We start from the raw sequence: 23,399 nt of genomic DNA, 5'->3' as shown, positions 1-23,399 counted from the left end.
ATGGTGCCACACGAGCACCGCCGTCCGGCAAAGGCCGACCGCCCCTGCCGTCAGAGCCGGGCGACGACGACCAGCGCACGGTCGTCGGTGGCCGAGCCGAGCCGCTCGACCAGTCGCGGCGCCGCGCCGGGCCAGTGGCCGCGGACGACCTGCTCGGCGCCGCCCAGCAGCCGGTCGAGGCCGCGGTCGAGGTCGCGGCCGGGCGCCTCGACCATGCCGTCGGTGTAGAGCAGCACGGCGTCGCCGGGCTGGAGGCGCAGCGGCACGGCGGCGTAGCCCTCCCCCGGGATCAGCCCGAGCACCGCGCCCTCGGCCGGCAGCACCGTCCACCGGCCCGACCCCGCCGAGCGGTGGACGGCGGGCGGGTGGCCCGCGCTGCGCACCAGCGCGTCACCCGTGGCGGGATCCAGCGTGAGGTGCACGGCGCTGGCGAACCCCTCGGGCCAGTCCAGGCTCAGCAGGTACTCGTTGGCGGCGGCGAGGAAGCGGTCGGCCGGCAGGGCGCCGAGCAGGCCGCCGAAGGCGCCCGAGAGCAGCAGCGCCCGGGTGCCGGCGGCCTCGCCCTTGCCGGAGACGTCGACCAGCACGACGTCCAGCGTGCCGTCGGCGCGCCGGGTGGAGACGACGAAGTCGCCCGCGAAGGGGGTGCCGCCGGCGGAGCGCAGCGCCGACTCCACGCACCAGTCCGGCGGCAGCGACGGCACCCGCCCCTGGTCGAGCAGCCGATCGCGCAGGTCGACGAACATCGACTCCCCGCGCAGCCCGCCGACGCCGAGCCGCAGGCGTCGACGCGCCACGGCCAGCACGATCAGCAGCATCAGCCCCTGGATCGCGGCGGCGCCGACGACGCGTGCGGTGAGGTCGGGCTGCAGCGCCAGCGAGGCGGCGAGCAGCCCGGCCATCCAGGCCACGAACCACGGCAGCTCGCGCGGGCTGAGCAGGAGGCTGCCGATCAGCAGCGGCACCATCAGGGCGGTGAAGGGGACGTCGACCGGCGAGATCGCGACGGCGAGGACGACCGCCAGTCCGGCGAGGGCCAGCACGGCGCCAGCGGCGCTGAGCGGCGGGCGACGTCCGGACATCGATGTCAGCGTACGGGACGCGGGCGCCACCGCCGCTGGCACCGGGGGCACCAGAAGAGGTTGCGGGACGCCATCGGCTCGGTGCGCACCGTCGTGCCGCACAGCAGGCAGGGCTGTCCGGCGCGGCGGTAGACGTAGACCTCGCCGCCGTGGTCGTCCGCGCGCGGCTCGCGGCCCATGGCCTCGGGCGCGTGCTCGGGCCGGACGGTGTCGATCCGGTTCGCGACGACGCCCTCGGGCATGAGCGCCACCAGGTCGTCCCAGATCGCCTGCCACTGCGCCCGGCGCAGGGACGTGCCCGGACGGAACGGGTCGACCCGCTGCCGGAACAGCACCTCGGCGCGGTAGACGTTGCCCACGCCGGCGACGACGGCCTGGTCCATCAGCAGCTCCCCGATGCTGCGGCGGCTGCGCGAGATCGTCGCCCAGGCCCGATCGGGGTCGGCGTCCGCGCGCAGCGGGTCGGCGCCCAGGGAGGCGACGACGGCGTCGCGGCGCTCGGGCGTCACCAGGTCGCAGCGCGTGGCGCCGCGCAGGTCGGCGTGCGCCCGCGGGCCGACGAGGCGCAGCCGCACCGCTCCCTGGGGCGCGGGCGCCGGGCCGTCGGCGACGTCGAAGCGGCCGATCAGGCCGAGGTGCACGTGGACGAGCCGCTCGCCCTCGAACGCGACGAACAGGTGCTTGCCGGCCGACTCCGCGCCGACGAGCACCGCGCCGTCGAGCTGCGCGGCCTCGGCGGCGAAGCGCCCCTGGGGACTGGAGACGGCGACGCGGTCGCCGGCGAACGCGGCGTCGAGGTCGAGTGCGAGCCGACGGAGGGTGTGGCCCTCGGGCACGGCGGCCTCAGGCGTCGGGACCGAGCCCGACGGCCGACTCCGGCAGGGCGGGCGGCTCGCCGGTGCGCTCGTAGTCGAGGATCTGGCCGATCCGCCGCACGTGCCGCTCGTCGCCGCTGAACGGCTCGACGAGGAAGAGCTCGACGAATCGGGTCATCTCCTCGAGCGAGTGCATGCGGCCCCCGACCGAGACGACCTGCGCGTCGTTGTGCTCGCGCGCCAGCCGGGCGGTCTCCTCCGACCACACCAGGGCGCAGCGGATGCCGGCGACCTTGTTGGCCGCCATCTGCTCGCCGTTGCCCGAGCCGCCGATGACGACGCCGAGGGAGTCCAGGCCGGCCTCGCGGTCCTGGGCGACGCCCCGGGCGGCGCGGAGGCAGAAGACCGGGTAGTCGTCGAGGGCGTCGTAGACGAAGGGGCCGTGGTCGACCGGCTCGTAGCCGTGCTCGGCCAGCCAGGTGACGAGGTGGTCCTTCAGGTCGAGTCCGGCATGGTCGGAGCCGAGGTGCACGCGCATGCGGTCATCCTCCCAGCCCGGCGCCGGCGCGCCGCGTCCGGGGCTCGCGCGCCGCTCAGACCGCGTGGATCTCCAGGAACCCCGCCACCTGCAGCAGCAGGGGGTCGGCGGCGGTGAACACGTCGGTGTGCCGCCAGAAGCCGTGGATCTGGCCGAGGTAGCGGGTGGCCACGACCGTGACGCCCTGCTCGGCCAGGCGGCGGGCGAGCTCCTCCCCCTCGTCGCGCAGCGGGTCGTGCTCGGCGGTGACGACCAGCGTCGGGGGCAGGGTGAAGAGCCGGTCCGAGCGCAGCGGCGCGAGGTCCGGGTGCGCGAGGTCGTCCTCGGTGCCGGCGTACTGCTCCCAGTACCAGGCCGCCTCGCGGGGGTCGAAGCCGTGGGTCTCGGTGGCGTAGGAGCCGAAGGCGGCGTCGGGATCGAGGAACGGGTAGATCAGCACGAGGGCCGCGAACCGGCCGGGGTTGCGCAGCGCCGCGACGAGCGCCAGGTTGCCGCCGGCGCTGTCGCCGTGGGCCATCACCGGGCCGTGCAGGTCGTGCGCCGGGCCCTCGCGCTCGAGCCAGCGCAGCACCGCGTCGACGTCGTCGGGGGCCGCGGGGAACCGGTGCTCGGGCGGACGCCGGTAGTCGACGCTGAGCACGGCGCGGCGGGCCCGGTTGGCGAGTCGCCGGGCGATCGCGTCGTGCACGTCGACGTCGTGGAACACGAAGCCGCCGCCGTGCAGGTGCAGGACGACGCCCGGCCGCGCGTGGTCGGGCCGGTACAGGCGGCAGCGCACGCCGTCGGCGTCGACGTCGAGGACCTCCGCGACGTCCTCGCGCGGCTGCGCGGCCGCGACCTCGCGGGCGGCGCGCCGCGACGCCGCGACGTCGAAGCCCGGCTCGAAGACCTGGGGCTCACCCTCCGCGAGCTCGATCGCCCGCCGGGCCTCGGGATGCAGCACGTCCGCCCCGCTCAGCGCTGCATGAGCGCGTCGAGGCCGACCGCGAGCGCGGCGGCGACCCGGAAGTCGACGCGCTCGTCGGGCACGTGGACGACGTAGCGGTCGCGGAGCCTGAACTCGCGGTCGATGCTCAGCAGCGGCCGGCCCTCGCTGGAGACGAAGTCGAAGTGGATGGACAGGAACGGCAGGTCGGTGAAGCGGCGCAGGAGGGCGGTGACCTGGCTGCGCTCCTGGCCGGTGCCCGCGAAGCCGGGGCCCTCCACGTGGAAGGTCGAGCGCAGCAGGCTGGCGCCGAAGTCCTTCTTGAAGAAGCCGAGCGGCTGGCCCGCCTCGTCGACGATGTCGTAGCCCGAGGAGAGGTCGACGACCTTGCGCGCCTTGAAGCCGAAGACCGGCCGGGTCTTCGAGGCGTCGGCGAAGAACGTGACCTGCTCCTTGAACGCGAGCCGCTTCTGCTCGGCGACGCCCATCGAGGCGCCCTCCGAGCCGTCGGCGTTCAGCGCGATGAGCTCGTAGCGGTTGGTCGTCATCGCGAACTTCTGCTTGACCTGGAAGGCCGGCAGGTACATGGCTGCGCTCATGGCCGTGAATCTAGCGGGCGCGGCGGCGTCAGACCGGCGATGCGGCGGAGCCGTCCGCGACCTCGAGACCGAGCCGCTCGAGCTCCTCCTCGACCACCGCGGCGTCCAGCTTCGCGAACACCGGCGCCGGCTTGCCCACCGGCGTGCCCACGACGACGGCGCGACGCTCCCAGCGGGGCGTCGCGGTGTAGTCGCCGGTGATGATCGGGTAGCCCGCGCCGCCGTCGAGGTCCTCGACCTCGACGATGCGCGGCATCGGGGCGACCTCGCCGGTGCCGCCGAGCGCGGCGTCGACGGCGTTGGCGGAGAACGGCAGGAACGGCGCGAGCACCAGGTTGAGGTCGGCCACGCACTGGGCGACGACGTGCAGCACCGTGCCGAGCCGCTCGCGCTGCTCGGGCGCCTTGAGCTTCCACGGCTCGTGGTCGGAGACGTACTTGTTCACCTCGCCGACCGCGCGCATCGCCTCGCCGATCGCGGCCTTCTGGCGGTGCCGGGCGATCAGCCCGCCGACGACGTCGAAGGCCTGCTCGGCGGTCTGGAGGATCGCGCGGTCGGCGTCGGTCAGCTCGCCCGCGGCCGGGATCTCGCCGAACGACCGGTGGATCATCGACGCGGTGCGGTTGACCAGGTTGCCCCAGCCGGCGACCAGCTCGTCGTTGGTGCGGCGCACGAACTCCGACCAGGTGAAGTCGGAGTCCTGGGCCTCGGGCCCGGCGGCGGCGACGAAGTAGCGGAAGGCGTCGGGCTGGTAGCGGCTGAGCAGGTCGCGCACGTAGATGACGACCTTCTTCGAGGAGGACAGCTTGCGGCCCTCCATCGTCAGGAACTCCGAGCTGACCACCTCGGTGGGCAGGTTCAGGACGCCGTACTCGCCGGGCTCGCCGCCGCGGCTGCCCCGGCCGTCGTAGGCCAGCAGCTCGGCCGGCCAGATCTGGCTGTGGAAGGTGATGTTGTCCTTGCCCATGAAGTAGTACGACAGGGCCTCCGGGTCGTTCCACCACGTGCGCCAGGCGTCGGGGTCGCCGGTGCGCCGCGCCCACTCGATCGAGGCCGAGAGGTAGCCGATGACGGCGTCGAACCAGACGTAGAGCTTCTTCGTGGGGTTCTCGCGCCAGCCGTCGAGGGGCACCGCGATGCCCCAGTCGATGTCGCGGGTCATCGCCCGCGGACGGATGTCCTCGAGGATGTTCTGGCTGAACCGGATGACGTTGGGGCGCCACAGGCCGGTGGCCTCCCGCTCGTCCAGCCAGGCGCCGAGCGCCTCGGCCAGCGCCGGCAGGTCGAGGAAGAAGTGCTGGGTCTCGACGAACTCCGGCACCTCGCCGTTGATCCTCGACCGGGGGTCGATGAGGTCGGCGGGGTCGAGCTGGTTGCCGCACGTGTCGCACTGGTCGCCGCGGGCGCCGGGGGTCTTGCAGATCGGGCAGGTGCCCTCGATGTAGCGGTCGGGCAGCGTGCGGCCGGTGGACGGCGAGATCGCCCCGGTGGTCGTCCGCTCGACGAAGTAGCCGTTGTCGTGGACCCCGCGGAACATCTCCTGCACCACCGCGTGGTGGTTGCGCGTCGTCGTGCGGGTGTAGAGGTCGTAGGCGAGCCCGAGCGAGGCGAGGTCCTCGGCGATCACCCGGTGGTTGCGGTCGGCGAGCTCCTGCGGCGTCAGCCCGGCCTCGTCGGCGGCGATCAGGATCGGCGTGCCGTGCTCGTCGGAGCCCGAGACCATCAGGACGTCGTGCCCCGCCATGCGCATGTACCGGCTGAAGACGTCCGAGGGCACGCCGAAGCCGGCGACGTGGCCGATGTGGCGGGGGCCGTTGGCGTAGGGCCAGGCGACGGCGGAGAGCACGCGGGTCATGGTCCTGATCCTAGGGACCGGACGGGCCCCGACCCGCGTGCCCCTCGCCGGAGGGGACGCCCGGCCTCAGCCGCGCGGCCGGTGCGCGTCGAAGCGCACCACCTGCTGGAACGTCGGTCGGTTCTGCCAGTCGATCCGCCGCACGCCCACGACGCCGCCGGCGACCGACACGATGTCGTCCTGCGACTTGTCGTAGGTGAACGCGTCGACGGCCGTGACGCCCTGGGTCGCCAGGGCGGACTCCACCGCCCGGTGCAGCGAGGCCAGCAGCGTGGCCCGGCACCGGGCCAGCGTGGTGCCGCAGTAGGTGCGCGACCAGCGGCCCTGCACCCGGTCGCCGAGCAGCGTGCGCAGGTCCTTGTCGAGGTAGCCGTACCAGGCGATGCCGTTGAAGGCCGAGCCGATGTGCAGGCGCGGGTGGTCGTCGAGCTGCTGCGGCAGCTGGCCGACGAGCGGGCCGAGCGTCGGACGGAGCGCGTCGAGCGGCAGCGAGAAGCCGCACGCCGACGCGCACGACGCGCCGGCCGCCGCGGGGTCCCACCAGGTGTCGAGCAGCGCGATCGCCGGCTGGTGGTCGTACCCGCCGGTGCGGTCGCGGTCGACGCGGTGCGCGCCGTCGGCCACCCAGGCCCGCAGCGCCCGCACGGCGGCGGCGTCCTCGGGGTCGCTCGGCGTCCCGAGCACCCGCAGCACCCGCGGCAGCACGTAGGCGGCGCGGACGTCGACGGTGGCGGCGTCGATCATCGCGCCGACGAGGTCGGAGCGGTCGACCGGACGGCCGGCGCGGATCAGCGCCCGGGCGCGGTCCTCCAGCGTCCGGCTGCGGTAGACCGAGCCGTAGCCCCACGACTGCGAGGCCGCGGCGAAGTCGCGGGCCGGCTTGTTGTTCCAGCTCACCAGGTAGCCGCGGGCGGGGTTGACGTCGCGCGGGTGGTCGGCGAAGGACACGAAGCCGCGCCAGTCGAAGCGCTTGTCGGCCCAGCGGGGCAGGTCGAGGTCGACCTCGGGCGAGCGGCGCGGCAGGCGTGCCGAGGAGTAGTACGCGATGTCGCGGTCGTCGGCGTAGAACCAGTTGAAGGTGTACTGGATCTGCGCGGCGGCGCGCTGGAACCCCGCCGCGTCACGCACCTGCGCGGGGTCGTTGAGCGCCGCGAAGCCGAGCACCGAGTCGACCTCGTGCTCGTAGGTCGACCGCTTGGTGACGATCGCGACCGGACGGCCCTTCACGGTGGTGCGTCGCTGCACCAGGCCCTGGTCGGTGCGGAGCACGAGGAAGGTGAGCTGGGTCGGCGCGGCCTGCGCGGCGAGCGACGGCAGGCCCGTCTGCCGGTGCAGGTAGCGGGCCATCGGCCGGCAGCGGCCCCGCTCGTCCAGGAAGGCCACGGAGTCGACGGTCGGCTTCGAGCCGTCGCGGTTGCACAGCCGCTGGACGACGGTGTCGGTGATGTCGCTGCCGGCCGAGGTGGCCGACCACGCGTAGTCGACGCCGCGACCGAGCTCGATGACGAAGCTGGTGCCGGCGAACGAGACGCCGCGCGCCTGCTGGTGCGGGCCGCTGAGCTCCATCTCGACGAGCAGCTGCGGCGCGTAGTAGCCCGTCTGCGGACCGAAGACCACGGCCGGACGACCGCCGGCGGCGTGCCGTCCGGCGATCAGCAGGGCGTTGCTCATGCCGACGTCCTCGCCGGCGAGCGCGCGCTGCACCGTGCCCTGCACGCCCTCGGCGGTGGCGATCGGGTCGACGCCGTAGCGGGCCAGCATCTCGCGGCGGCGGGTCTCGACGGCGGCCGCGACGGGCAGGCCCGGGGCGGACGGCAGGCCGGGGGTCGCCGCGCCGCCGGAGCCGGCGGCGGGGTCGGACAGCGAGCCGTCGGAGCCGACCAGCGCCCCGGTGGCCAGCTGCTCGGCCTTCGGCCGCAGGTCGGGCAGGGCGACGCCGGGCAGGTCGGGACGCACGCGGTCGCTGCCGCCGTAGGGCGTCGAGCGGGTGCTGGTGACCGGCGCCTCGGGGTCGTCCTTCTCGCGCAGGTCGTCGTACATGCGGCGCCCGACGACGCGGCCGAACCGCTGCTCGAGCCGCTGCAGCCAGCGCGCGTTCTCGTCCTGGTGGCCGCCGCCGGCGCCGAAGATGCCGCCGACCAGCGAGGCGATCGAGACGATGTCGCCGCGGGTGTAGGGCTGCGGCGGGCGCTGCAGCGCCGCGTACTCCACGGGGCAGTCGGCGCCGAAGCCCAGGCCGAGGGCGCCGGGCAGCGGGACGCTGGCGGTCGAGGCCGGGCACAGGCGCGCCTGGGTGTCGTTGATGCCCGCGATGTAGGCGTCCAGGCTGGCCACCAGGCGGCGGGCGCGCTCGGAGCGGGCGGCCAGGCGGGTGATCTGCCGGTCGAGCTGGGCCGGGGTGTAGGCGGCGATGCGCAGCTGCTCGGCGTCCATGGCGATGTTCGCCGGCGTCGGGCCGACGAACTCCGACATGCGGGCCGCGCCGGTGTGGCGCAGCACGTCGGTGAGGAACATGCGGGTCTCGGTGTTCGCGACGCCTGCGCCGTAGGCGACGTCGGCGTCGGTGACGCCCTGCACGTGCGGCACGCCGTCGGCGTCCCAGCGGATCGTGACGCCCGGGCGCGGGGTCTCGGTGCGGACGATCGCGGCGTCGGGCACCTGCAGGGAGGCGTCCTTGTAGAAGTCGCCGAGCCGGGCGTCGGTCAGCGCGCCGGGGGCGACGGTGTTGAGCGCGTCGTACCGCTCGAGCTGGTCGGCCACCTGCGGCGGGGAGTCGGCGGTGGCGGTCGTCAGGAGCGCCTGCGGGGCCGCGAGCCCCTGGAGGAAGGAGACGGGGTCCGCGGATCCCTTGTCGATGCCGAGGCGCACCAGGTCGGCGCCCGTGACGTTGCCCGCCGAGCCCGGCGGCAGGATGTTCAGGACGCCGCCGTACCCGCCCGCCCGATCCGCGGGGGGCGTGGGGGCGGGGTCCGCGGCCCGACCGGGGCCGGGGGTGGCGAGCAGCAGCGCCGCGGCCAGGGGCGCGCTCAGGAGGACGCGGGGGCGCGAGGTGGGGGGCATGACCGCCCAACGACCGACCGACGCCGAGGTGACGCAGGTCTCAGGCCGTCTCAGGAGGGCTCTCAGGCCGGTCAGGCCGGACCAGGCCTGGTCAGGCAGGCCGCTCCCAGGGCACCGCGCGGCCCGCGTAGGCCGCGAGGTGGTCGTAGGCCGAGGAGCCGGCCGGCGCGGAGCGGGCGTCGGCGAACGCCCGGCCCGTGCGCTGCGGACCGAGGATGCGGTCCATCGCGACGACGGCGCGCTCGGCCACCTGCTGGTCGAGGCCGTCGGTCGGGACGCCGAGGGCGGCGGCGAGGTCCCAGGTGTGCACCGCGACCTCCGCGCTGTGCCAGTCGGGGTCGAGCATCGGCGCCTCGTCGGTCTCGCGCCACAGGTTCACCACCACGTTGCCGCGGCGCCGCAGCTCCTCGCCGAACCCGGCGGTGAGCAGCTCGCGTCCCCAGCCGGGCGGCGTGCCCTGGAGCATCGTGACGAAGATCCGCGGCTGCGCGACGAGGTGGTTGGCCAGCGCCAGGACGTCCCACTCCGGGCAGGGAGTGGGACGTCCGAGGTCGTCCGGACCGATGCGGTCGAGCAGCTCGCCGGCCTGGGTGAAGGAGCGGATGAGCGCCAGGACGGCGATCCGGTCGACCGGCATCAGCTGAAGTCGAGGGGCTGGTTGCGCGAGCGCTTGAGCTCGAAGAAGTACGGGTAGGACGCGAGCGCGACCGCGCCGTCCCAGACCTTGCCGGCCTCCTCGCCCTTCGGGATCGAGGTCATCACGGGCCCGAAGAACGCGACGCCGTCGATCGCGATGGTCGGGGTGCCGACCTCGTCGCCGACCTGGTCCATGCCCTCGTGGTGCGAGGCGATGATGGCCTGGTCGTACTGCTCGTCGTCGAACGCCTCGACCAGCTCGGCGGGCAGGCCGACGTCGGCCAGCGCCTCCGCCATGACGTCCTTGTCGCGGCCCTTGCCCTCGTTGTGGATGCGGGTGCCCATGGCGGTGTAGAGCTCGGCCAGGGTCTCCTGGCCGTGCTGCTGCGAGACGGCCATCGCGATGCGCACCGGCCCCCAGGCGCCCTCGAGCATCTTGCGGTACTCCGCGGGGATGTCCTTGTCCTGGTTGAGGTAGCCGAGGCTCATGATGTGCCACTCGACCTCGATGTCACGGACCTTCTCGACCTCGAGGATCCACCGCGAGGTGATCCAGGCGAAGGGGCACAGCGGGTCGAACCAGAAGTCGGCTTTCGTCATGTCCGCATTCAACCGCCCGGGCGGCGCGCGTGTTCCACCCGCCCGGGGACCCGCGGCGTCAGCGGCGCTTCGGGATGGTGACGGCGGTGCGTACGTGGGCGGCCTCGACGACGTCGGTGCCGTCGTAGACGACCTCGAGCACGCGGCGTCCGGCCGGGATGCCCCGCAGGACCATCCGCGCCCGGCCGTCCTGCAGCGCTCCCTGGACGGTCAGCGAGCCGACCTGGGCGGAGATCGGGCCGTCGATGCCGCTGACGCCGCGGGCGCTGAGCCGCACGGCGACGACGAGCGCGCCGCCCCGGCTGGTGGTCGTGCTGAGCGACAGCGTGGGGGTGGTGGTGACGGGGCCGTTGGTGGCCGCCTTCAGCCAGGTGTTCCGGTAGCCGGCGCGCTCGAGCATGATCCGGGCGGTGACGACGCGGCCGACGTCGTCGGGCTGCAGCTGGTAGGACGCCTGGTCGGCGCCGTCGATCGGCGTGCCGTCGCGCAGCCAGGCGTAGCGCGCCGTGGCGTCGGCGGGGGTGACGGCCCCGGGGCTGACGGCCAGCGTGCGGCCGACGCGGGCGGTGCCGCTGAGCCCGTAGGCCCGGCGGACCGTCATGACGCCGGGCGCCACCGGCGCGGAGGCCGCGGCCTTGAGCGTCGCGGTGCGGTAGCCGGTGGCCGTGGCGGTCTGGACGGCGGTGAGGTCGGCGCCCACGAGCTCGGGGGCGACGGTGAGGGTCGGCCCGGTCGCGCCGTCGATGGGCGTGCCGTCGGCGAGCCACTGGGTGGTGACGGCCTCCGGCGTGGGGCTCACCTCGGCGGGCGCCACCGACACGGTCTCGCCGACCTGCGGGGTGCCCGTGACGGCGGGCGGCGTCGCGACGTCGAGCGTGCCCGGCGCGGTCGCGGAGGTCGTGGGCGAGGTGGCCACGCCGTTGGCGAAGCCGGGCTTGGTGGCCGCGACCCGCACGCGCAGCCGCTTCTTCAGCAGCGCCGGCGTGATCTGCAGGGTCGGCCGGGTGGCGTCGACGCCGGGCAGCGCCTTGCCGTCGGCGTACCAGCGCATCGAGAGCTTCGCGCCGCTGGGCCACGCGCCGAGCCGCGCGCTGACGGTACGGCCGACCACCGGCGTCCCGCTGACGCTGGGCGGGGTGGAGGGACGCAGCTCGACGTCGTTGAAGTGGATGAAGCCGGCCGGCCAGCGGCCGCTGTCCTGGCTGATGCGACGCCAGTGGAAGTCGCCGCCCCACATGTCCTCGGAGATGATGATCTCGGTCGGGGAGATCACCTGCTCGACGTACGCGACGTGACCGCTCTTGCCGGCGCCGGGGGTGTTGGCGCGCCACCAGGCCACCGCGCCGACCCGCGGGACGCCGTCGGTGATGTCGGCCATCGCCTCGCCCCAGTTCGTGCCGTTGCCGGCGCCCTTCCAGGGCCGGACGTTCGGCATGCCGCTGCGCACCATGCGGTAGGCCGCGTAGTTGGTGCAGTTGTGGCCGCCGTACATCTGCCAGTACATCGTCGAGCCGGCGGTGTCGTAGCCGGCGCTGGAGTACCCCGCCCGGGCGCACGCGTCGTAGCCCGTGCAGAGGAACTGGTTGACGGCCTGCGACGGCGCCTGCGGCGCCACGACCACCAGGCCCACGAACGCGAGTGCGCTCGTGAGCAACGTCAAGCCGACACGCCGTAGTTCCCTCACGGGGCGGTAGTCAACCTCAGGTCAAGCACCGACACGCCGGAATCGTCCCAGAAATTCACAATTCTCCCGCGCGTCCCGTCCGCCACGGTGGCATGCGGGCGTCACGACGGCCCCAGCGGCCCCGTCTCCCCCGCCCTCGCTCGCGCATGCGGGCTCGGACGGTGCCGCCGGGGTGCGCTGCGTCACGTCGCGACCCTGGTGGCAGGATCATCGGCATGCCTGGAACCAATCTGACCCGGGACGAGGCCGCCACCCGCGCCGCCCTCCTGGACGTCACGTCGTACGCCATCGACCTGGACCTCACGACGGGCGAGACGACCTTCGGGTCGACGACCACCCTCACCTTCACCTGCCGCGAGCCGGGTGCCTCCACCTTCGCCGACCTCGTCGGCGCCACGGTGCACGAGGTCACCCTCAACGGGCGCAGCCTCGACCCCGCCACCGTCTACGCCGACAGCCGCATCGCGCTGGACGACCTGCAGGCCGAGAACGTCCTGGTCGTGCGGGCCGACTGCGCCTACTCCCGCTCCGGCGAGGGCCTGCACCGGTTCGTCGACCCCGTCGACGACCGCGTCTACACCTACACGCAGTTCGAGGTGCCCGACGCCCGCCGCGTCTTCACCACCTTCGAGCAGCCGGACCTGAAGTCGGTCTTCACCTTCACCGTCACCGCCCCGGCGGGCTGGAAGGTCGTCTCGAACGCCGCCACCCCGCAGCCCGAGGCGGCCGGCGACGGCGTCGAGGTGTGGCGCTTCCCGACCACCGAGCGCATGTCCACCTACATCACCGCGCTCGTGGCCGGCGAGTACCACGAGGTGCGGCACACGTACCACGGTGCGCACGGCGACATCCCGCTCGGCCACTACTGCCGCCAGTCGCTCGTCGAGCACCTCGACGTCGACGTGCTCGTCGACATCACCGAGAAGGGCTTCGCGTTCTTCGAGGAGAGGTTCGGCTACCCCTACCCGTTCGGCAAGTACGACCAGCTCTACGTGCCGGAGTACAACATGGGCGCCATGGAGAACGCCGGGTGCGTGACGCTCCGTGACGAGTACCTGCCGCGCAGCCGTCAGCCGCGCTCGTTCTACGAGTTCCGCTGCTCGGTGATCCTGCACGAGATGGCCCACATGTGGTTCGGCGACCTCGTGACCATGCGCTGGTGGGACGACCTGTGGCTCAACGAGTCGTTCGCCGAGTGGGCCTGCTACTGGGCCGAGGCCGAGGTCACCGAGTACGCCGACGCCTGGACCGGCTTCGCGAACGCCCGCAAGCAGACCGGCTACCGCGCCGACCAGCTCCCCTCGACGCACCCGATCGCCGCCGACAACCACGACCTGGCGGCCGTCGAGGTCAACTTCGACATGATCACCTACGCCAAGGGCGCCTCGGTGCTCAAGCAGCTCGTCGCGTGGGTGGGCCTCGAGCCGTTCCTGGCCGGCCTGAAGCAGTACTTCCACGACCACGCCTTCGGGAACTCCGAGTTCACCGACCTTCTCTCCGCGCTCGAGACGGCCTCGGGCCGCGAGCTCAAGGGCTGGGCGCAGGAGTGGCTGCAGACCGCGGGCGTCAACACCCTCGCCCCGGTGCTCGAGCTGGACGCCGACGGCGCCTACGCCCGCGTGGCCGTGCGCCAGACCGCAGCCGAGGAGCACCCGACGCTGCGCCGCCACCGCATCGGCGTCGGCCTCTACGACCTCGTCGAGGGCCGGCTCACCCGCCGCGAGTACCTCGAGATCGACGTCGAGGGCGAGCTCACCGAGGTGCCCGAGCTGGTCGGCGTGCGCCAGCCCGACCTGCTGCTCCTCAACGACAGCGACCACGCCTACGCCAAGATCCGCCTCGACGAGCGCTCGCTGGCCACGGCGATCAAGCACCTCGCCGACCTCGACGACTCGCTCGCCCGGGCGCTGGTCTGGGGCGCCACGTGGGACATGACGCGCGACGCCGAGCTGCCGGCGTCCGACTTCGTCGCGCTGGTGCTGGAGAACATCGGCCGCGAGACCGACGCCTGGGGCGTCAGCCGGATCCCGGCCTTCGGCTCCACGGCCGTCAACGCGTACTCGGCCCCCGAGCACCGCGCGACGCTGCGCGCGCAGTGGGAGTCGGGCCTGCGCGAGCTGGCCTGGGGCGCCGAGGCGGGCAGCGACCACCAGCTGACGTTCGTCCGCGCCTGGGCCGGCGCGGCGCACTCCGACGCCGCGCTGGAGGAGATCGCGGGCCTGCTCGACGGCACCGTCGTGCTCGAGGGCCTCGCCGTCGACCAGGACCTCCGCTGGGTGCTGATCACCGCGCTCGCCGCGGCCGGCCGCGCCGAGGGGCGCATCGAGGCCGAGCTCGAGACCGACCGCACCATCTCCGGCCAGGAGCACGCCGCCGCCGCCCGGGCGACCCAGCCGACCGCCGAGGCCAAGGCCGAGGCGTGGGCGCAGGTCGTCGAGCGCACCGACACGCCCAACGAGACGTCGCGCTCGGTGGCGTACGCGTTCATGCGGCACGGCCAGGACGACGTCCTCGAGCCCTACGTCGAGCGGTACCTCCAGGCCGCCGACACCGCGTGGGAGCACCTCGGCACGCACAAGGCGCAGGTCGCGCTCGGCGCGCTCTTCCCGCACCCGCTGGCCTCCGCCGCGCTGGTCGAGCGGCTCGACGCGTGGCTGGCCTCGACCTCGGCGGCGCCCGGCGCCGTCCGGCTGGTCACCGAGGGCCGGGCCGACGTCGTCCGGGCTCTCGCCGCGCAGGAGCGTGACGCGCAGGGCTGAGGTCCGCACGGACGCACGAAGGCCCGGCCCCCACGGGGGCCGGGCCTTCGTCGTGCTCGGGCGGCGTCAGGCGCCGGCGTGCAGGGTGCGCGGCGGGCGCGCGTGCTCGGCGAGCATGAGGATGCCGCGGCGCAGGCCGCCGACGAGGTCGCCCTCGGCGAACGCGGTCTGCATCGCGACGACGACGAGCTCGACCTGCGCGTCGGTGAGGGTGCGGCGGACGAAGCCGCCGGTGACGATCTCGAGCGCGCGGTGCTCGACGTCGACCATGATCAGGACGCTGCGCGAGGGGGCGACGAGGGTGTTGTGCAGCTGGGTCGCGAACGGCCGCGGCTCGCCGTCGGCGACGCCGACGAACACCGAGAACTCGACGCGAGAGAGACGCTCCGCCTGCCGGATGGCCTCGTCGAGGGAGGCGCGCTCGGTGGCGGTGAAGACGTCACCAGCGGGCACTTGCGCCACCCGCCTGCGAGTCGTCGCCGTCGGGGGCGGCGAGCTCGCCGGCGCTCCGGCTCGGTCCGCCCAGCCACTGGTTGGAGATCTCGGGGGCGCCCGGGCGCACCGACTCGCCGCGCAGCAGCGGCGGCAGGTAGACGAGCGCGACGAGCACCAGCGCCAGGCCGATCGGGATCGCGGAGATGATCAGCGCGGCGTGCAGCGGGTCGACCGCCGCGGGGTCGGACCAGCCCTCGGGCACGTCGGCGGACGCGGGGCCGGCGGCCGCGAGCGCCGCGGCCAGCGCGACGCCCAGGACGAGCGAGGTCGTCGCCAGCAGGCGACGGAGCAGGCGGGTCGGACGGGAGGCAGCGCTGGTCACGGGTCCGAGGATATCGTCCGGAGCCGGCGCTCCGACGCGGGGCCGATCGACGTGGACGTGACCTCGCTCATCCCCCGCGGCCGCTCCCCTCGGGCCACCGGCGCCGAGGTCCCGCCGCACCCCCGCGAGGGCGATGCGCCGGGATGAATCGGCCGGGCCGATCTGTCACGGTGGGGCCCGTGCCGAACCTCATCGCGACCCTCGACCCCCGCTCCGGCGTCCTCTCCGCCCCGTGGGCGCTGCGCGACCTCACCTGGCGCGGCGCCCTCGACGTCCTGCTCGACCGGGCGGTGGCCCTCGGCAGCCTGTTCCTGCTCGGCCTGGTGATCCGCTGGGTCCTGCACCGCATGGTCGACCGGCTGGTGGCCCAGGCCGAGGACGGCGTGCTGCCCGATCGCGTCAACCAGCGGTTCCAGGCGCGACGGCGGGCGTCGCGCAAGGCCGCCGGGCTGCCCCCGACCGACCCGACGCTGGTCACCCGGCGGGTGCAGCGCGCCAAGACGATGGGCGACCTGCTGAAGAGCGTCATCACCGGCGTGGTCGTGGCGGTGGTCGGCACGATGATGCTCAGCGAGCTCGGCGTCGACATCGCGCCGATCATCGCCAGCGCCGGCATCATCGGCATCGCGCTCGGCTTCGGCGCGCAGTCCCTCGTCAAGGACTTCCTGTCCGGCATCTTCATGATCGTCGAGGACCAGTACGGCGTGGGCGACGTCGTCGACATCGGCGAGGCCACGGGCACCGTCGAGGCGGTCAGCCTGCGCGTCACCCGCGTCCGCGACCTGAACGGCACGGTCTGGTACGTGCCGAACGGCGAGATCCTCCGCGTGGGCAACATGAGCCAGAACTGGTCGCGCGCCGTCGTCGACGTCGCCGTCGGGTACCGCGAGGACCTCGCCCGGGTCTCCACGGTGCTCCGGGAGGTGGCCCACGACCTGTGGACGGACGAGGCGTTCCGCGAGGTGATCATCGAGGAGCCGGAGATCACCGGCGTCGAGAGCCTCGGCATCGACGGCGTGCACCTGCGGGTGCTCGTCAAGACGGCGCCGATGGAGCAGTGGTCGGTGGCCCGCGCGCTGCGTCAGCGGATCAAGGCCCGCTTCGACCACGAGGGCATCGAGATCCCCTACCCCCAGCGCGCCGCCTTCGGGCCGGACCCGGCCCGCTGAGGTCGGCCCCCGACGCATGTAACGCGGGGTTCGACACATCTGTGCGCCCCTCGTGAGGGGTGCACAGATGACGCGAACCCCGCGTTACATGCGGTCGCGCGCGCTCAGGACGCGAGCGACGCCTTGAGCGTGATCGTGGTGCCGGCGAGCGCCTTGGAGACGGGGCAGCCCTCCTTGGCGGCCTCGGCGGCGGCGACGAAGTCGTCCTCGGAGATGCCCTCGACGACGCCGACGACGGTCAGCTCGATGCCCGTGATGCCGGTGCCGGGGGTGAACTCGACGGCCGCCGAGGTCTTCAGCGAGGTCGGCGGGGTGCCGGCCTTGGCGAGGCCGTTGGAGAAGGCCATCGAGAAGCAGGCCGAGTGGGCGGCGGCGATGAGCTCCTCGGGGCTGGTCTTGCCGCCGGGCTCCTCGGAGCGGGCGGGCCACGAGACGTCGTAGGTGCCGAGGCCGGAGGAGTCGAGGGTGACGCGGCCGGCGCCCTCGAAGAGGCTGCCTTCCCAGTCGGTGGTGGCGACGCGGGTCACGGGCATGGGTTCACTCCTGGGTGCGAGTCGGATCGATCGGTCGCGCGAGTCTGGCATGTCGGACGTGACGCCGCAGGGCGGGCCGGGGTGGGCCGGGGTGGGATCGGCGCACGGCCGGTCGGCTGGCACGATGGCGACGTGACGTTCTACGACGAGATCGGGGGGCAGGCCACCCTGCAGCGGATCGTCGCCCGCTTCTACGAGGGCGTCGCCACCGACGAGGTGCTGCGACCGATGTACCCCGAGGAGGACCTCGGCCCGGCCGAGGAGCGCTTCCTGCTCTTCCTCACCCAGTACTGGGGCGGCCCCACCACCTACTCCGAGCAGCGCGGGCACCCGCGGCTGCGCATGCGCCACGCCCCGTTCCGCGTCGACGCCGAGGCACGCGACCGCTGGCTGACGCACTTCCGCGCCGCGCTCGACGACGTCGCCCTGCCGCCCGAGCAGGACGCCCAGTTCTGGGAGTACGTCACCCACGCGGCGCAGTTCATGGTCAACACGGCCGACTGACGCGTCCGGTCGGGCGAGGGGTCAGCCGGCCGCCTGCTCGGCCGCGGCGGCGACGAGCGCCGCGTGGATCTCCGGCGGCGGACTGGCCGAGCGCTGGGTCGTCGCGTCGAAGAACACCAGCACCGCCTGACCCCGGGCCGCGACCTCGCCGGAGAGCGGATCGACGATCTCGGTGCCCAGCAGCGTGGACGTCCGACCGACCCGCACCACGCCGGTCCACGCCTCGTAGGGCTCGGGGCGCATCGTCAGCTGGCGGCGGTACTCGAGGTCGATGTGGCCGACGACCACCGAGCCGCGCCCGGTGCCGGGCACCTCGCCGAAGAGCCGGGAGATCACCGCGATGCGGGCCTCCTGCAGGTACTCCACGAACGCCACGTTGTTGACGTGACCGAGCGGGTCGAGGTCGGAGAACCGCACCCGCACCGGGTAGCGGTGGCGGGGGTCGCGACGGATCGCCGGCAGGCCCAGCGGCGGGCTGACGTCCTCGGGCTCGAGGTAGGGCTGCAGGGCCGCCACCTCGTCGGGACGCAGTCGGCGGGGTCGCTGCGCGCCGAGGTCGAAGGGCGTCAGCAGCGTCCGGCCGGTGAGGTAGGTGCGCGGGCCGTCGGGGCCCTCGTCGAAGATCTCGTAGGCGAGCGTGAACGAGCCCGCGCGCACGTCGATCACCCGCACCGAGACCAGCACGGGCTCGGGGCGGAAGGTCAGCGGGGCGAGGAACCGCAGCTCCTGGCGGACGACCACCAGGCCCTCGCCGGCCGGCAGCGGGATGCCGAGGGCGCGGACGAAGTCCAGTCGCGCCTCCTGCAGGTAGTCGGCGTAGGAGACGTTGTTGATGTGGGCGAGCTGGTCCATGTCGGCCCAGCGCAGCGGGCACTCGTAGACGTGACGCACGCCGCGATGCTCGCACGGGTGCAACACGTTCTCGCCGGTGGGGCCGCGGGCTAGGGTGAGGCGTCTATGTTCCTCCGTCACAGGGAGTCGGCTCTCCATGCCCGAAGCAGTCATCGTCTCCGCGGCCCGCAGCCCGATCGGTCGCGCGAACAAGGGGTCCCTCAAGGACTTCCGTCCTGACGACCTCGCCGCCCTCATCGTCAAGGCCGCGCTCGACAAGATCCCCGCGCTCGACCCCCGCACCATCGACGACGTGCTGCTCGGCGTCGGCCTGCCCGGCGGCGAGTCGGGCAACAACATGGGCCGCAACGTGCCCGTCCTCCTCGGCTACGACGAGGTCCCCGGCACCACGATCACCCGGTACTGCTCCTCCTCGGTGCAGACCACCCGCATGGCCTTCCACGCGATCAAGGCCGGCGAGGGCGACGTGTACGTCTCGGCCGGCGTCGAGACGGTCTCGCGCTTCGCCAAGGGCACCTCCGACCACTGGCCCGACACCCACAACCACCTCTTCGACGACGCCAAGGCCCGCACCAAGGCGACCTCCGAGGCCGGCAACGGCGCGGGCGCCTGGCACGACCCCCGCGAGGACGGCCTGCTGCCCGACGTCTACATCGCCATGGGCCAGACCGCGGAGAACGTCGCCACCCTGCGCGGCCTCGACCGCAAGGAGCTCGACGAGTTCGCCGTCCGCTCGCAGAACCTCGCCGAGAAGGCGATCGCCGACGGCTTCTGGGCCCGCGAGATCACCCCGGTGACGACGCCCGACGGCACGGTCGTCTCGGCGGACGACGGTCCGCGCGCCGGCGTCACCTACGACTCGCTCGCCGGTCTCAAGCCGGTCTTCCGCGAGGACGGCGTCGTCACGGCCGGCAACTGCTGCGCCCTCAACGACGGCGCGGCGGCGGTCGTCATCATGTCCGACACCAAGGCCGCCGAGCTCGGCCTGACCCCGCTGGCCCGGATCGTCTCCACCGGCGTCTCGGGCCTCTCCCCCGAGATCATGGGCCTCGGCCCGGTCGAGGCGTCCAAGCGGGCTCTGGCCAGCGCCGGCATGAGCATCGGCGACATCGACCTGGTCGAGATCAACGAGGCGTTCGCCGCCCAGGTCGTGCCGTCCTACCAGGACCTCGGCATCGACCTCGACCGGCTCAACGTCAACGGCGGCGCCATCGCGGTGGGCCACCCGTTCGGCATGACCGGCGCCCGCCTGCAGAACACCCTGCTGAACTCGCTGGAGTGGCACGACAAGAGCACCGGGCTCATCACCATGTGCGTCGGCGGCGGCATGGGCATGGCGCTCATCCTCGAGCGCCTCTGACCCCGGCGTCATCCGCACCCCGACCAGGGCGTCCGGCCGTTCGACGGCCGGGCGCCCTGGCGCGTTCCTGGGGATGACGGCCTGTCCACTGGTTCAGACCACTACCATCCGCGGGTGAGCATCTCGGCCGACCGACCCTCCCCCGAGCCGCCTCCCGTCGTCGGCCGCTGGCTCGACGCCGACCAGCAGCGCTCCTGGCGCGCGCTCCTCCTCGGCACCACGCTGCTCATGGACCGCCTCGACGCCGACCTGCGCGCGCACTGCGACCTCTCGATGGCCGAGTACGAGGTGCTCGTCCGACTCTCCGAGAGCGAGGGCCGCATGCGGATGGCCCGGCTCGCTGCGTCGCTGGCGCACAGTCGCAGTCGGGTCACCCACACCGTCGCCCGGATGGAGCGGGCCGGCCTGGTCGAGCGCGTCTCCGCCGACGACGACGGCCGCGGCATCGTCGCGGTGCTCACCGCCGCCGGCCTCGACCTGCTCGAGCGGATCGCGCCGGTGCACGTCAACGGCGTGCGCGACAACCTCGTCGACCTCGTCGACCCCGACGACCTCGCCGCCGTCGGCCGGGTGCTCAACGCCGTCGCCGACCACCTGATCGGCGAGCACCCCGAGCGCGAGCTGCGCTGAGGGTCCCCCGCTCAGATGCCGATCGGATCCGTCGGCGGACCGCTGGGCGCTGCGAGGACGAACGACGAGGAGGTGTAGGACGGCGCCTGCGCCAGTGCCGTGAAGGAGGCGAACAGCGCGGTCGAGGTGACCGTGGCGCTCAGCGCGACGCTCTGCCCCCCGGCGATGGCGCCCGCGTAGGTGAACACGACCGTGGTCGGGCTGGGAGCGGACACGGTCCAGCCGGGCGGCGTGGAGGTCGTGGTCACGGGCGCGGAGGCGCCGTTCGCGCGCGCGGTGACCGTGACGGTCAGCGTCCCGGACGCCACCTGACCGGTGGTCGACACGGTGCAGCTCAGCGCACCGGAGTTGACGCCCTTGTAGGTCGACCCGGCGTCGCTGATCGTGAGCAGCTTGACGCCACTGCTCGCGAAGGCCGGCGCCGCCGACAGCACCGCGATCGCGGGGGCGCTCCACGCCGCCGTGCGGACGACTCCACGGCGGGTGAGGGTGGGAGCGTCGTGCAGGGTCATGAAGCGGGCCTCCGGCTCGGCTGGATCGATCGGGTCACCCCGACTCGGTGGACGAGCGTACTCCCGATGGGCCCGCGTGTCCGTCGGATCCACCGGAGACGCGGACGGCCCGCCCCGAGCCGGGGCGGGCCGCCGGTGCGGCGAGGTGCCGGGCTCAGTCGCGGGTGAGACGACGGTGGGTGACGCGGTGCGGTCGCGCGGCGTCGGGGCCGAGCCGCTCGATCTTGTTCTCCTCGTAGGAGGCGAAGTTGCCCTCGAACCAGAACCAGGCGCCCTCGGACTCCTCGGTGCCCTCCCACGCCAGGATGTGCGTGGCGATGCGGTCGAGGAACCACCGGTCGTGGGAGGTGACCACGGCGCAGCCCGGGAAGTCGAGCAGCGCGTCCTCCAGCGAGGAGAGGGTCTCGACGTCGAGGTCGTTGGTCGGCTCGTCGAGCAGGAGCACGTTGCCGCCCTGCTTGAGGGTCAGCGCCAGGTTGAGCCGGTTGCGCTCGCCGCCGGAGAGGACGCCGGCCTTCTTCTGCTGGTCGGGCCCCTTGAAGCCGAAGGACGCGACGTAGGCGCGGGAGTTCATCTCGAAGTTGGCGACCTTGATGAAGTCGAGCCCGTCGGAGACGACCTCCCACACGTTCTTGTTCGGGTCGATGCCGCCGCGGCTCTGGTCGACGTAGGAGAGCTTGACCGTCTGGCCGACGGTCAGCGCCCCGGAGTCGGGCGTCTCGTTGCCGGTGATCATGCGGAACAGCGTGGTCTTGCCGACGCCGTTCGGGCCGACGATGCCGACGATGCCGGCCCGGGGCAGCGTGAAGGAGATGTCGTTCCACAGCGTGCGGCCCTCGAAGCCCTTGGTGAGGCCCTTGGCCTCCAGGACGACGTCGCCCAGGCGCGGCCCCGGCGGGATGTTGATGTCGGCGGTGTCGATCTTGCGGGCCTTGTCGGCCTCGGCCGCGAGCTCCTCGTAGCGGGCCAGGCGCGACTTGCTCTTGGTCTGGCGCGCCTTCGCGTTCGACCGGACCCACTCGAGCTCCTTCTCGAGCATCTTGGCGCGCTTGGCGTCCTTCTGCCCCTCGATCTTCAGGCGCTCCTTCTTGGTCTCCAGGTAGGTGGAGTAGTTGCCCTCGTAGGGGTGGGTCTTGCCGCGGTCGAGCTCGAGGATCCACTCCGCGACGTTGTCGAGGAAGTACCGGTCGTGGGTGATCGCCAGGACGGCGCCCGGGTAGGTCTTGAGGTGGCCCTCCAGCCACTGGACCGACTCGGCGTCCAGGTGGTTGGTGGGCTCGTCGAGGAGCAGCAGGTCGGGCTGCTGGAGCAGCAGCTTGCACAGCGCGACGCGGCGCCGCTCGCCTCCGGAGAGGTGGTCGACGACGGTGTCCGGCGGGGGGCAGCGCAGCGCGTCCATGGCCTGGTCGAGACGGCTGTCGAGGTCCCAGGCGTTCGCGTTGTCGAGGTCGGTCTGCAGGTCGCCCATCTCGGCCATCAGGGCGTCGAAGTCGGCGTCGGGGTCGCCCATCGCCTCGGAGACCTCGTTGAACCGGGCCAGCTTGGCGACGACGTCGCCGACGGCCTCCTGGACGTTCTCGAGGACGGTCTTGCCCTCGGTCAGCGGCGGCTCCTGCTGCAGCATGCCGACGGTCGCCTCGGGGTCGAGGAGCGCGTCGCCGTTGTTGGCCTGGTCGAGCCCGGCCATGATGCGCAGCAGCGACGACTTGCCGGTGCCGTTCGGGCCGACCACGCCGATCTTCGCGCCGTGCAGGAACGACAGCGTGACGTCGTCGAGCACCACCTTGTCGCCGTGGGCCTTCCGCACGTTGCGCAGGGTGAACACATAATCCGCCATGCCGCCGAGCCTAGTGCGAGGCCGGGCCGACGCCCCACACGGGGCGCCGGCCGCCGCGGCTCAGGCGACCGCCTGCGCCGGCTGCTCGGAGGGCGCCGCGCTCGGCTCCGCGTCGCCGGACGGGGCGGGGGCCTCGGCTCGGGTGGCGCGGGTGAAGACGCTGGTGCCCCGGGCGAGGTCGTGGCCGAGCAGGAGGGCCTCGACCTCGACGCTGGTGACCTCCTCCCCGGCGTTGTTGACCCAGATGCGGGTGCTCAGCCGGCCGTGCAGGACGACCGGGTCGCCCCGGCGCAGCGAGGCCGCTGCGTGCTCGCCGAGCGAGCGCCAGGCGCTCACGGAGTACCACTGGGTCTCGCCGTCGACCCAGGTCTCGGTGCGCCGCGACCAGCGCCGCGGCTGGCTGGCCAGCCGAAACGTGGCGACCTGGGCCTCCCCGGCCTGACGGACGGTGACGTCGCTGCCGAGCCACCCCTGCAGCGTCACGACGGTCTCGGACATGGAACCTCCTCGGTGCGGCCGGCCCGATGCCGGCGTCGGAGGAAGCCTGCGCCGCGGCGCCGCCGGCGGGCCAGGGGCGCGGAGAGACGGTGGAGAGGCGCGTCGAGCGGGTGCCTGTGGACGACCGGCGGCGA

22 protein-coding genes are annotated in these 23,399 nt (G+C 73.5%); 5 read left to right on the top strand and 17 right to left on the bottom strand.

Annotated elements, in window-relative coordinates; translation table 11 throughout:
- Positions 1 to 50: 50 nt before the first annotated feature.
- The 10 genes from K8Z61_RS00805 to K8Z61_RS00760 form a co-directional block, all read right to left on the bottom strand.
- Positions 51 to 1,082 (bottom strand): PP2C family protein-serine/threonine phosphatase, encoded by a 1,032-nt coding sequence (locus K8Z61_RS00805; protein WP_224126174.1) that lies wholly within the window; start codon positions 1,080 to 1,082, stop codon positions 51 to 53.
- 5 nt (positions 1,083 to 1,087) lie between these two features.
- Positions 1,088 to 1,918 (bottom strand): DNA-formamidopyrimidine glycosylase family protein, encoded by an 831-nt coding sequence (locus tag K8Z61_RS00800; RefSeq protein ID WP_224126173.1) that lies wholly within the window; start codon positions 1,916 to 1,918, stop codon positions 1,088 to 1,090.
- A 7-nt stretch (positions 1,919 to 1,925) separates the two neighbouring features.
- On the bottom strand, positions 1,926 to 2,435 hold the full coding sequence (locus K8Z61_RS00795) for a ribose-5-phosphate isomerase (protein WP_224126172.1): 510 nt from the start codon (positions 2,433 to 2,435) through the stop codon (positions 1,926 to 1,928).
- Positions 2,436 to 2,490: 55 nt separating this feature from the next.
- Complete coding sequence (locus K8Z61_RS00790; protein ID WP_224126171.1) at positions 2,491 to 3,378, bottom strand: alpha/beta hydrolase; 888 nt, start codon at positions 3,376 to 3,378, stop codon at positions 2,491 to 2,493.
- Between the two features lie 11 nt (positions 3,379 to 3,389).
- Entirely contained in the window at positions 3,390 to 3,959 is a 570-nt protein-coding gene (locus tag K8Z61_RS00785) for a hypothetical protein (RefSeq protein WP_224126170.1), read from the bottom strand.
- A 28-nt stretch (positions 3,960 to 3,987) separates the two neighbouring features.
- Positions 3,988 to 5,814, bottom strand: a complete 1,827-nt coding sequence (metG, locus tag K8Z61_RS00780; protein WP_224126169.1) for a methionine--tRNA ligase — start codon at positions 5,812 to 5,814, stop codon at positions 3,988 to 3,990.
- 66 nt (positions 5,815 to 5,880) lie between these two features.
- Positions 5,881 to 8,874, bottom strand: coding sequence for a penicillin acylase family protein (locus tag K8Z61_RS00775; protein ID WP_224126168.1), 2,994 nt, complete (start codon positions 8,872 to 8,874; stop codon positions 5,881 to 5,883).
- Positions 8,875 to 8,965: 91 nt separating this feature from the next.
- Positions 8,966 to 9,511 carry a maleylpyruvate isomerase family mycothiol-dependent enzyme gene (locus K8Z61_RS00770; protein ID WP_224126167.1) on the bottom strand — a complete coding sequence of 182 codons (546 nt, stop codon included), beginning with the start codon at positions 9,509 to 9,511 and terminating at the stop codon, positions 8,966 to 8,968.
- Positions 9,511 to 10,110, bottom strand: a complete 600-nt coding sequence (locus K8Z61_RS00765) for a DsbA family protein (protein WP_224126166.1) — start codon at positions 10,108 to 10,110, stop codon at positions 9,511 to 9,513. The genes K8Z61_RS00770 and K8Z61_RS00765 overlap by 1 nt, the downstream gene beginning before the upstream one ends.
- Before the next feature lie 58 nt (positions 10,111 to 10,168).
- Positions 10,169 to 11,764 carry a CHAP domain-containing protein gene (locus tag K8Z61_RS00760; protein ID WP_224126165.1) on the bottom strand — a complete coding sequence of 532 codons (1,596 nt, stop codon included), beginning with the start codon at positions 11,762 to 11,764 and terminating at the stop codon, positions 10,169 to 10,171.
- A 245-nt stretch (positions 11,765 to 12,009) separates the two neighbouring features.
- Here K8Z61_RS00760 and pepN point away from each other — a divergent pair, with 245 nt between their 5' ends.
- Entirely contained in the window at positions 12,010 to 14,553 is a 2,544-nt protein-coding gene (gene pepN / locus K8Z61_RS00755; RefSeq protein ID WP_224126164.1) for an aminopeptidase N, read from the top strand.
- A gap of 66 nt (positions 14,554 to 14,619) precedes the next feature.
- Here pepN and K8Z61_RS00750 read toward each other — a convergent pair whose 3' ends face one another.
- Positions 14,620 to 15,006, bottom strand: a complete 387-nt coding sequence (locus K8Z61_RS00750; RefSeq protein ID WP_224126163.1) for a DUF5130 family protein — start codon at positions 15,004 to 15,006, stop codon at positions 14,620 to 14,622.
- Positions 14,993 to 15,370, bottom strand: coding sequence for a hypothetical protein (locus tag K8Z61_RS00745; protein ID WP_224126162.1), 378 nt, complete (start codon positions 15,368 to 15,370; stop codon positions 14,993 to 14,995). The genes K8Z61_RS00750 and K8Z61_RS00745 overlap by 14 nt, the downstream gene beginning before the upstream one ends.
- A 179-nt stretch (positions 15,371 to 15,549) precedes the next feature.
- Here K8Z61_RS00745 and K8Z61_RS00740 point away from each other — a divergent pair, with 179 nt between their 5' ends.
- Entirely contained in the window at positions 15,550 to 16,539 is a 990-nt protein-coding gene (locus K8Z61_RS00740) for a mechanosensitive ion channel family protein (RefSeq protein ID WP_224126161.1), read from the top strand.
- Between the two features lie 104 nt (positions 16,540 to 16,643).
- On the opposite strand, the gene K8Z61_RS00735 is transcribed toward K8Z61_RS00740, so the two are convergent.
- On the bottom strand, positions 16,644 to 17,072 hold the full coding sequence (locus K8Z61_RS00735; RefSeq protein WP_224126160.1) for an OsmC family peroxiredoxin: 429 nt from the start codon (positions 17,070 to 17,072) through the stop codon (positions 16,644 to 16,646).
- Positions 17,073 to 17,204: 132 nt separating this feature from the next.
- Between K8Z61_RS00735 and K8Z61_RS00730 the strand changes: the two genes are divergently transcribed.
- The gene (locus K8Z61_RS00730) at positions 17,205 to 17,576 is read left to right on the top strand and encodes a globin (RefSeq protein ID WP_224126159.1); all 372 of its coding nucleotides are present in this window, start codon (positions 17,205 to 17,207) and stop codon (positions 17,574 to 17,576) included.
- 21 nt (positions 17,577 to 17,597) lie between these two features.
- On the opposite strand, the gene K8Z61_RS00725 is transcribed toward K8Z61_RS00730, so the two are convergent.
- Positions 17,598 to 18,467 (bottom strand): thioesterase family protein, encoded by an 870-nt coding sequence (locus K8Z61_RS00725; RefSeq protein WP_224126158.1) that lies wholly within the window; start codon positions 18,465 to 18,467, stop codon positions 17,598 to 17,600.
- Between the two features lie 97 nt (positions 18,468 to 18,564).
- On the opposite strand from K8Z61_RS00725, the gene K8Z61_RS00720 reads away from it, so the two are divergent.
- Positions 18,565 to 19,788, top strand: coding sequence for an acetyl-CoA C-acetyltransferase (locus K8Z61_RS00720; RefSeq protein WP_224126157.1), 1,224 nt, complete (start codon positions 18,565 to 18,567; stop codon positions 19,786 to 19,788).
- Positions 19,789 to 19,902: 114 nt separating this feature from the next.
- On the top strand, positions 19,903 to 20,418 hold the full coding sequence (locus tag K8Z61_RS00715) for a MarR family winged helix-turn-helix transcriptional regulator (protein ID WP_224126156.1): 516 nt from the start codon (positions 19,903 to 19,905) through the stop codon (positions 20,416 to 20,418).
- Positions 20,419 to 20,429: 11 nt separating this feature from the next.
- On the opposite strand, the gene K8Z61_RS00710 is transcribed toward K8Z61_RS00715, so the two are convergent.
- From K8Z61_RS00710 to K8Z61_RS00700, 3 genes are all read right to left on the bottom strand, one after another.
- Positions 20,430 to 20,930, bottom strand: coding sequence for a hypothetical protein (locus K8Z61_RS00710; RefSeq protein WP_224126155.1), 501 nt, complete (start codon positions 20,928 to 20,930; stop codon positions 20,430 to 20,432).
- 154 nt (positions 20,931 to 21,084) lie between these two features.
- Entirely contained in the window at positions 21,085 to 22,767 is a 1,683-nt protein-coding gene (gene ettA, locus K8Z61_RS00705; protein ID WP_224126154.1) for an energy-dependent translational throttle protein EttA, read from the bottom strand.
- 60 nt (positions 22,768 to 22,827) lie between these two features.
- Positions 22,828 to 23,265: a single-stranded DNA-binding protein gene (locus K8Z61_RS00700; protein ID WP_224126153.1), complete on the bottom strand. Its 438-nt coding sequence runs from the start codon at positions 23,263 to 23,265 to the stop codon at positions 22,828 to 22,830.
- Positions 23,266 to 23,399 lie beyond the last annotated feature (134 nt).

Source organism: Nocardioides sp. TRM66260-LWL, assembly GCF_020075545.1.
Classification (GTDB): Bacteria; Actinomycetota; Actinomycetes; order Propionibacteriales; family Nocardioidaceae; genus Nocardioides.
This window is presented reverse-complemented; position numbering and strand designations above follow the sequence as displayed.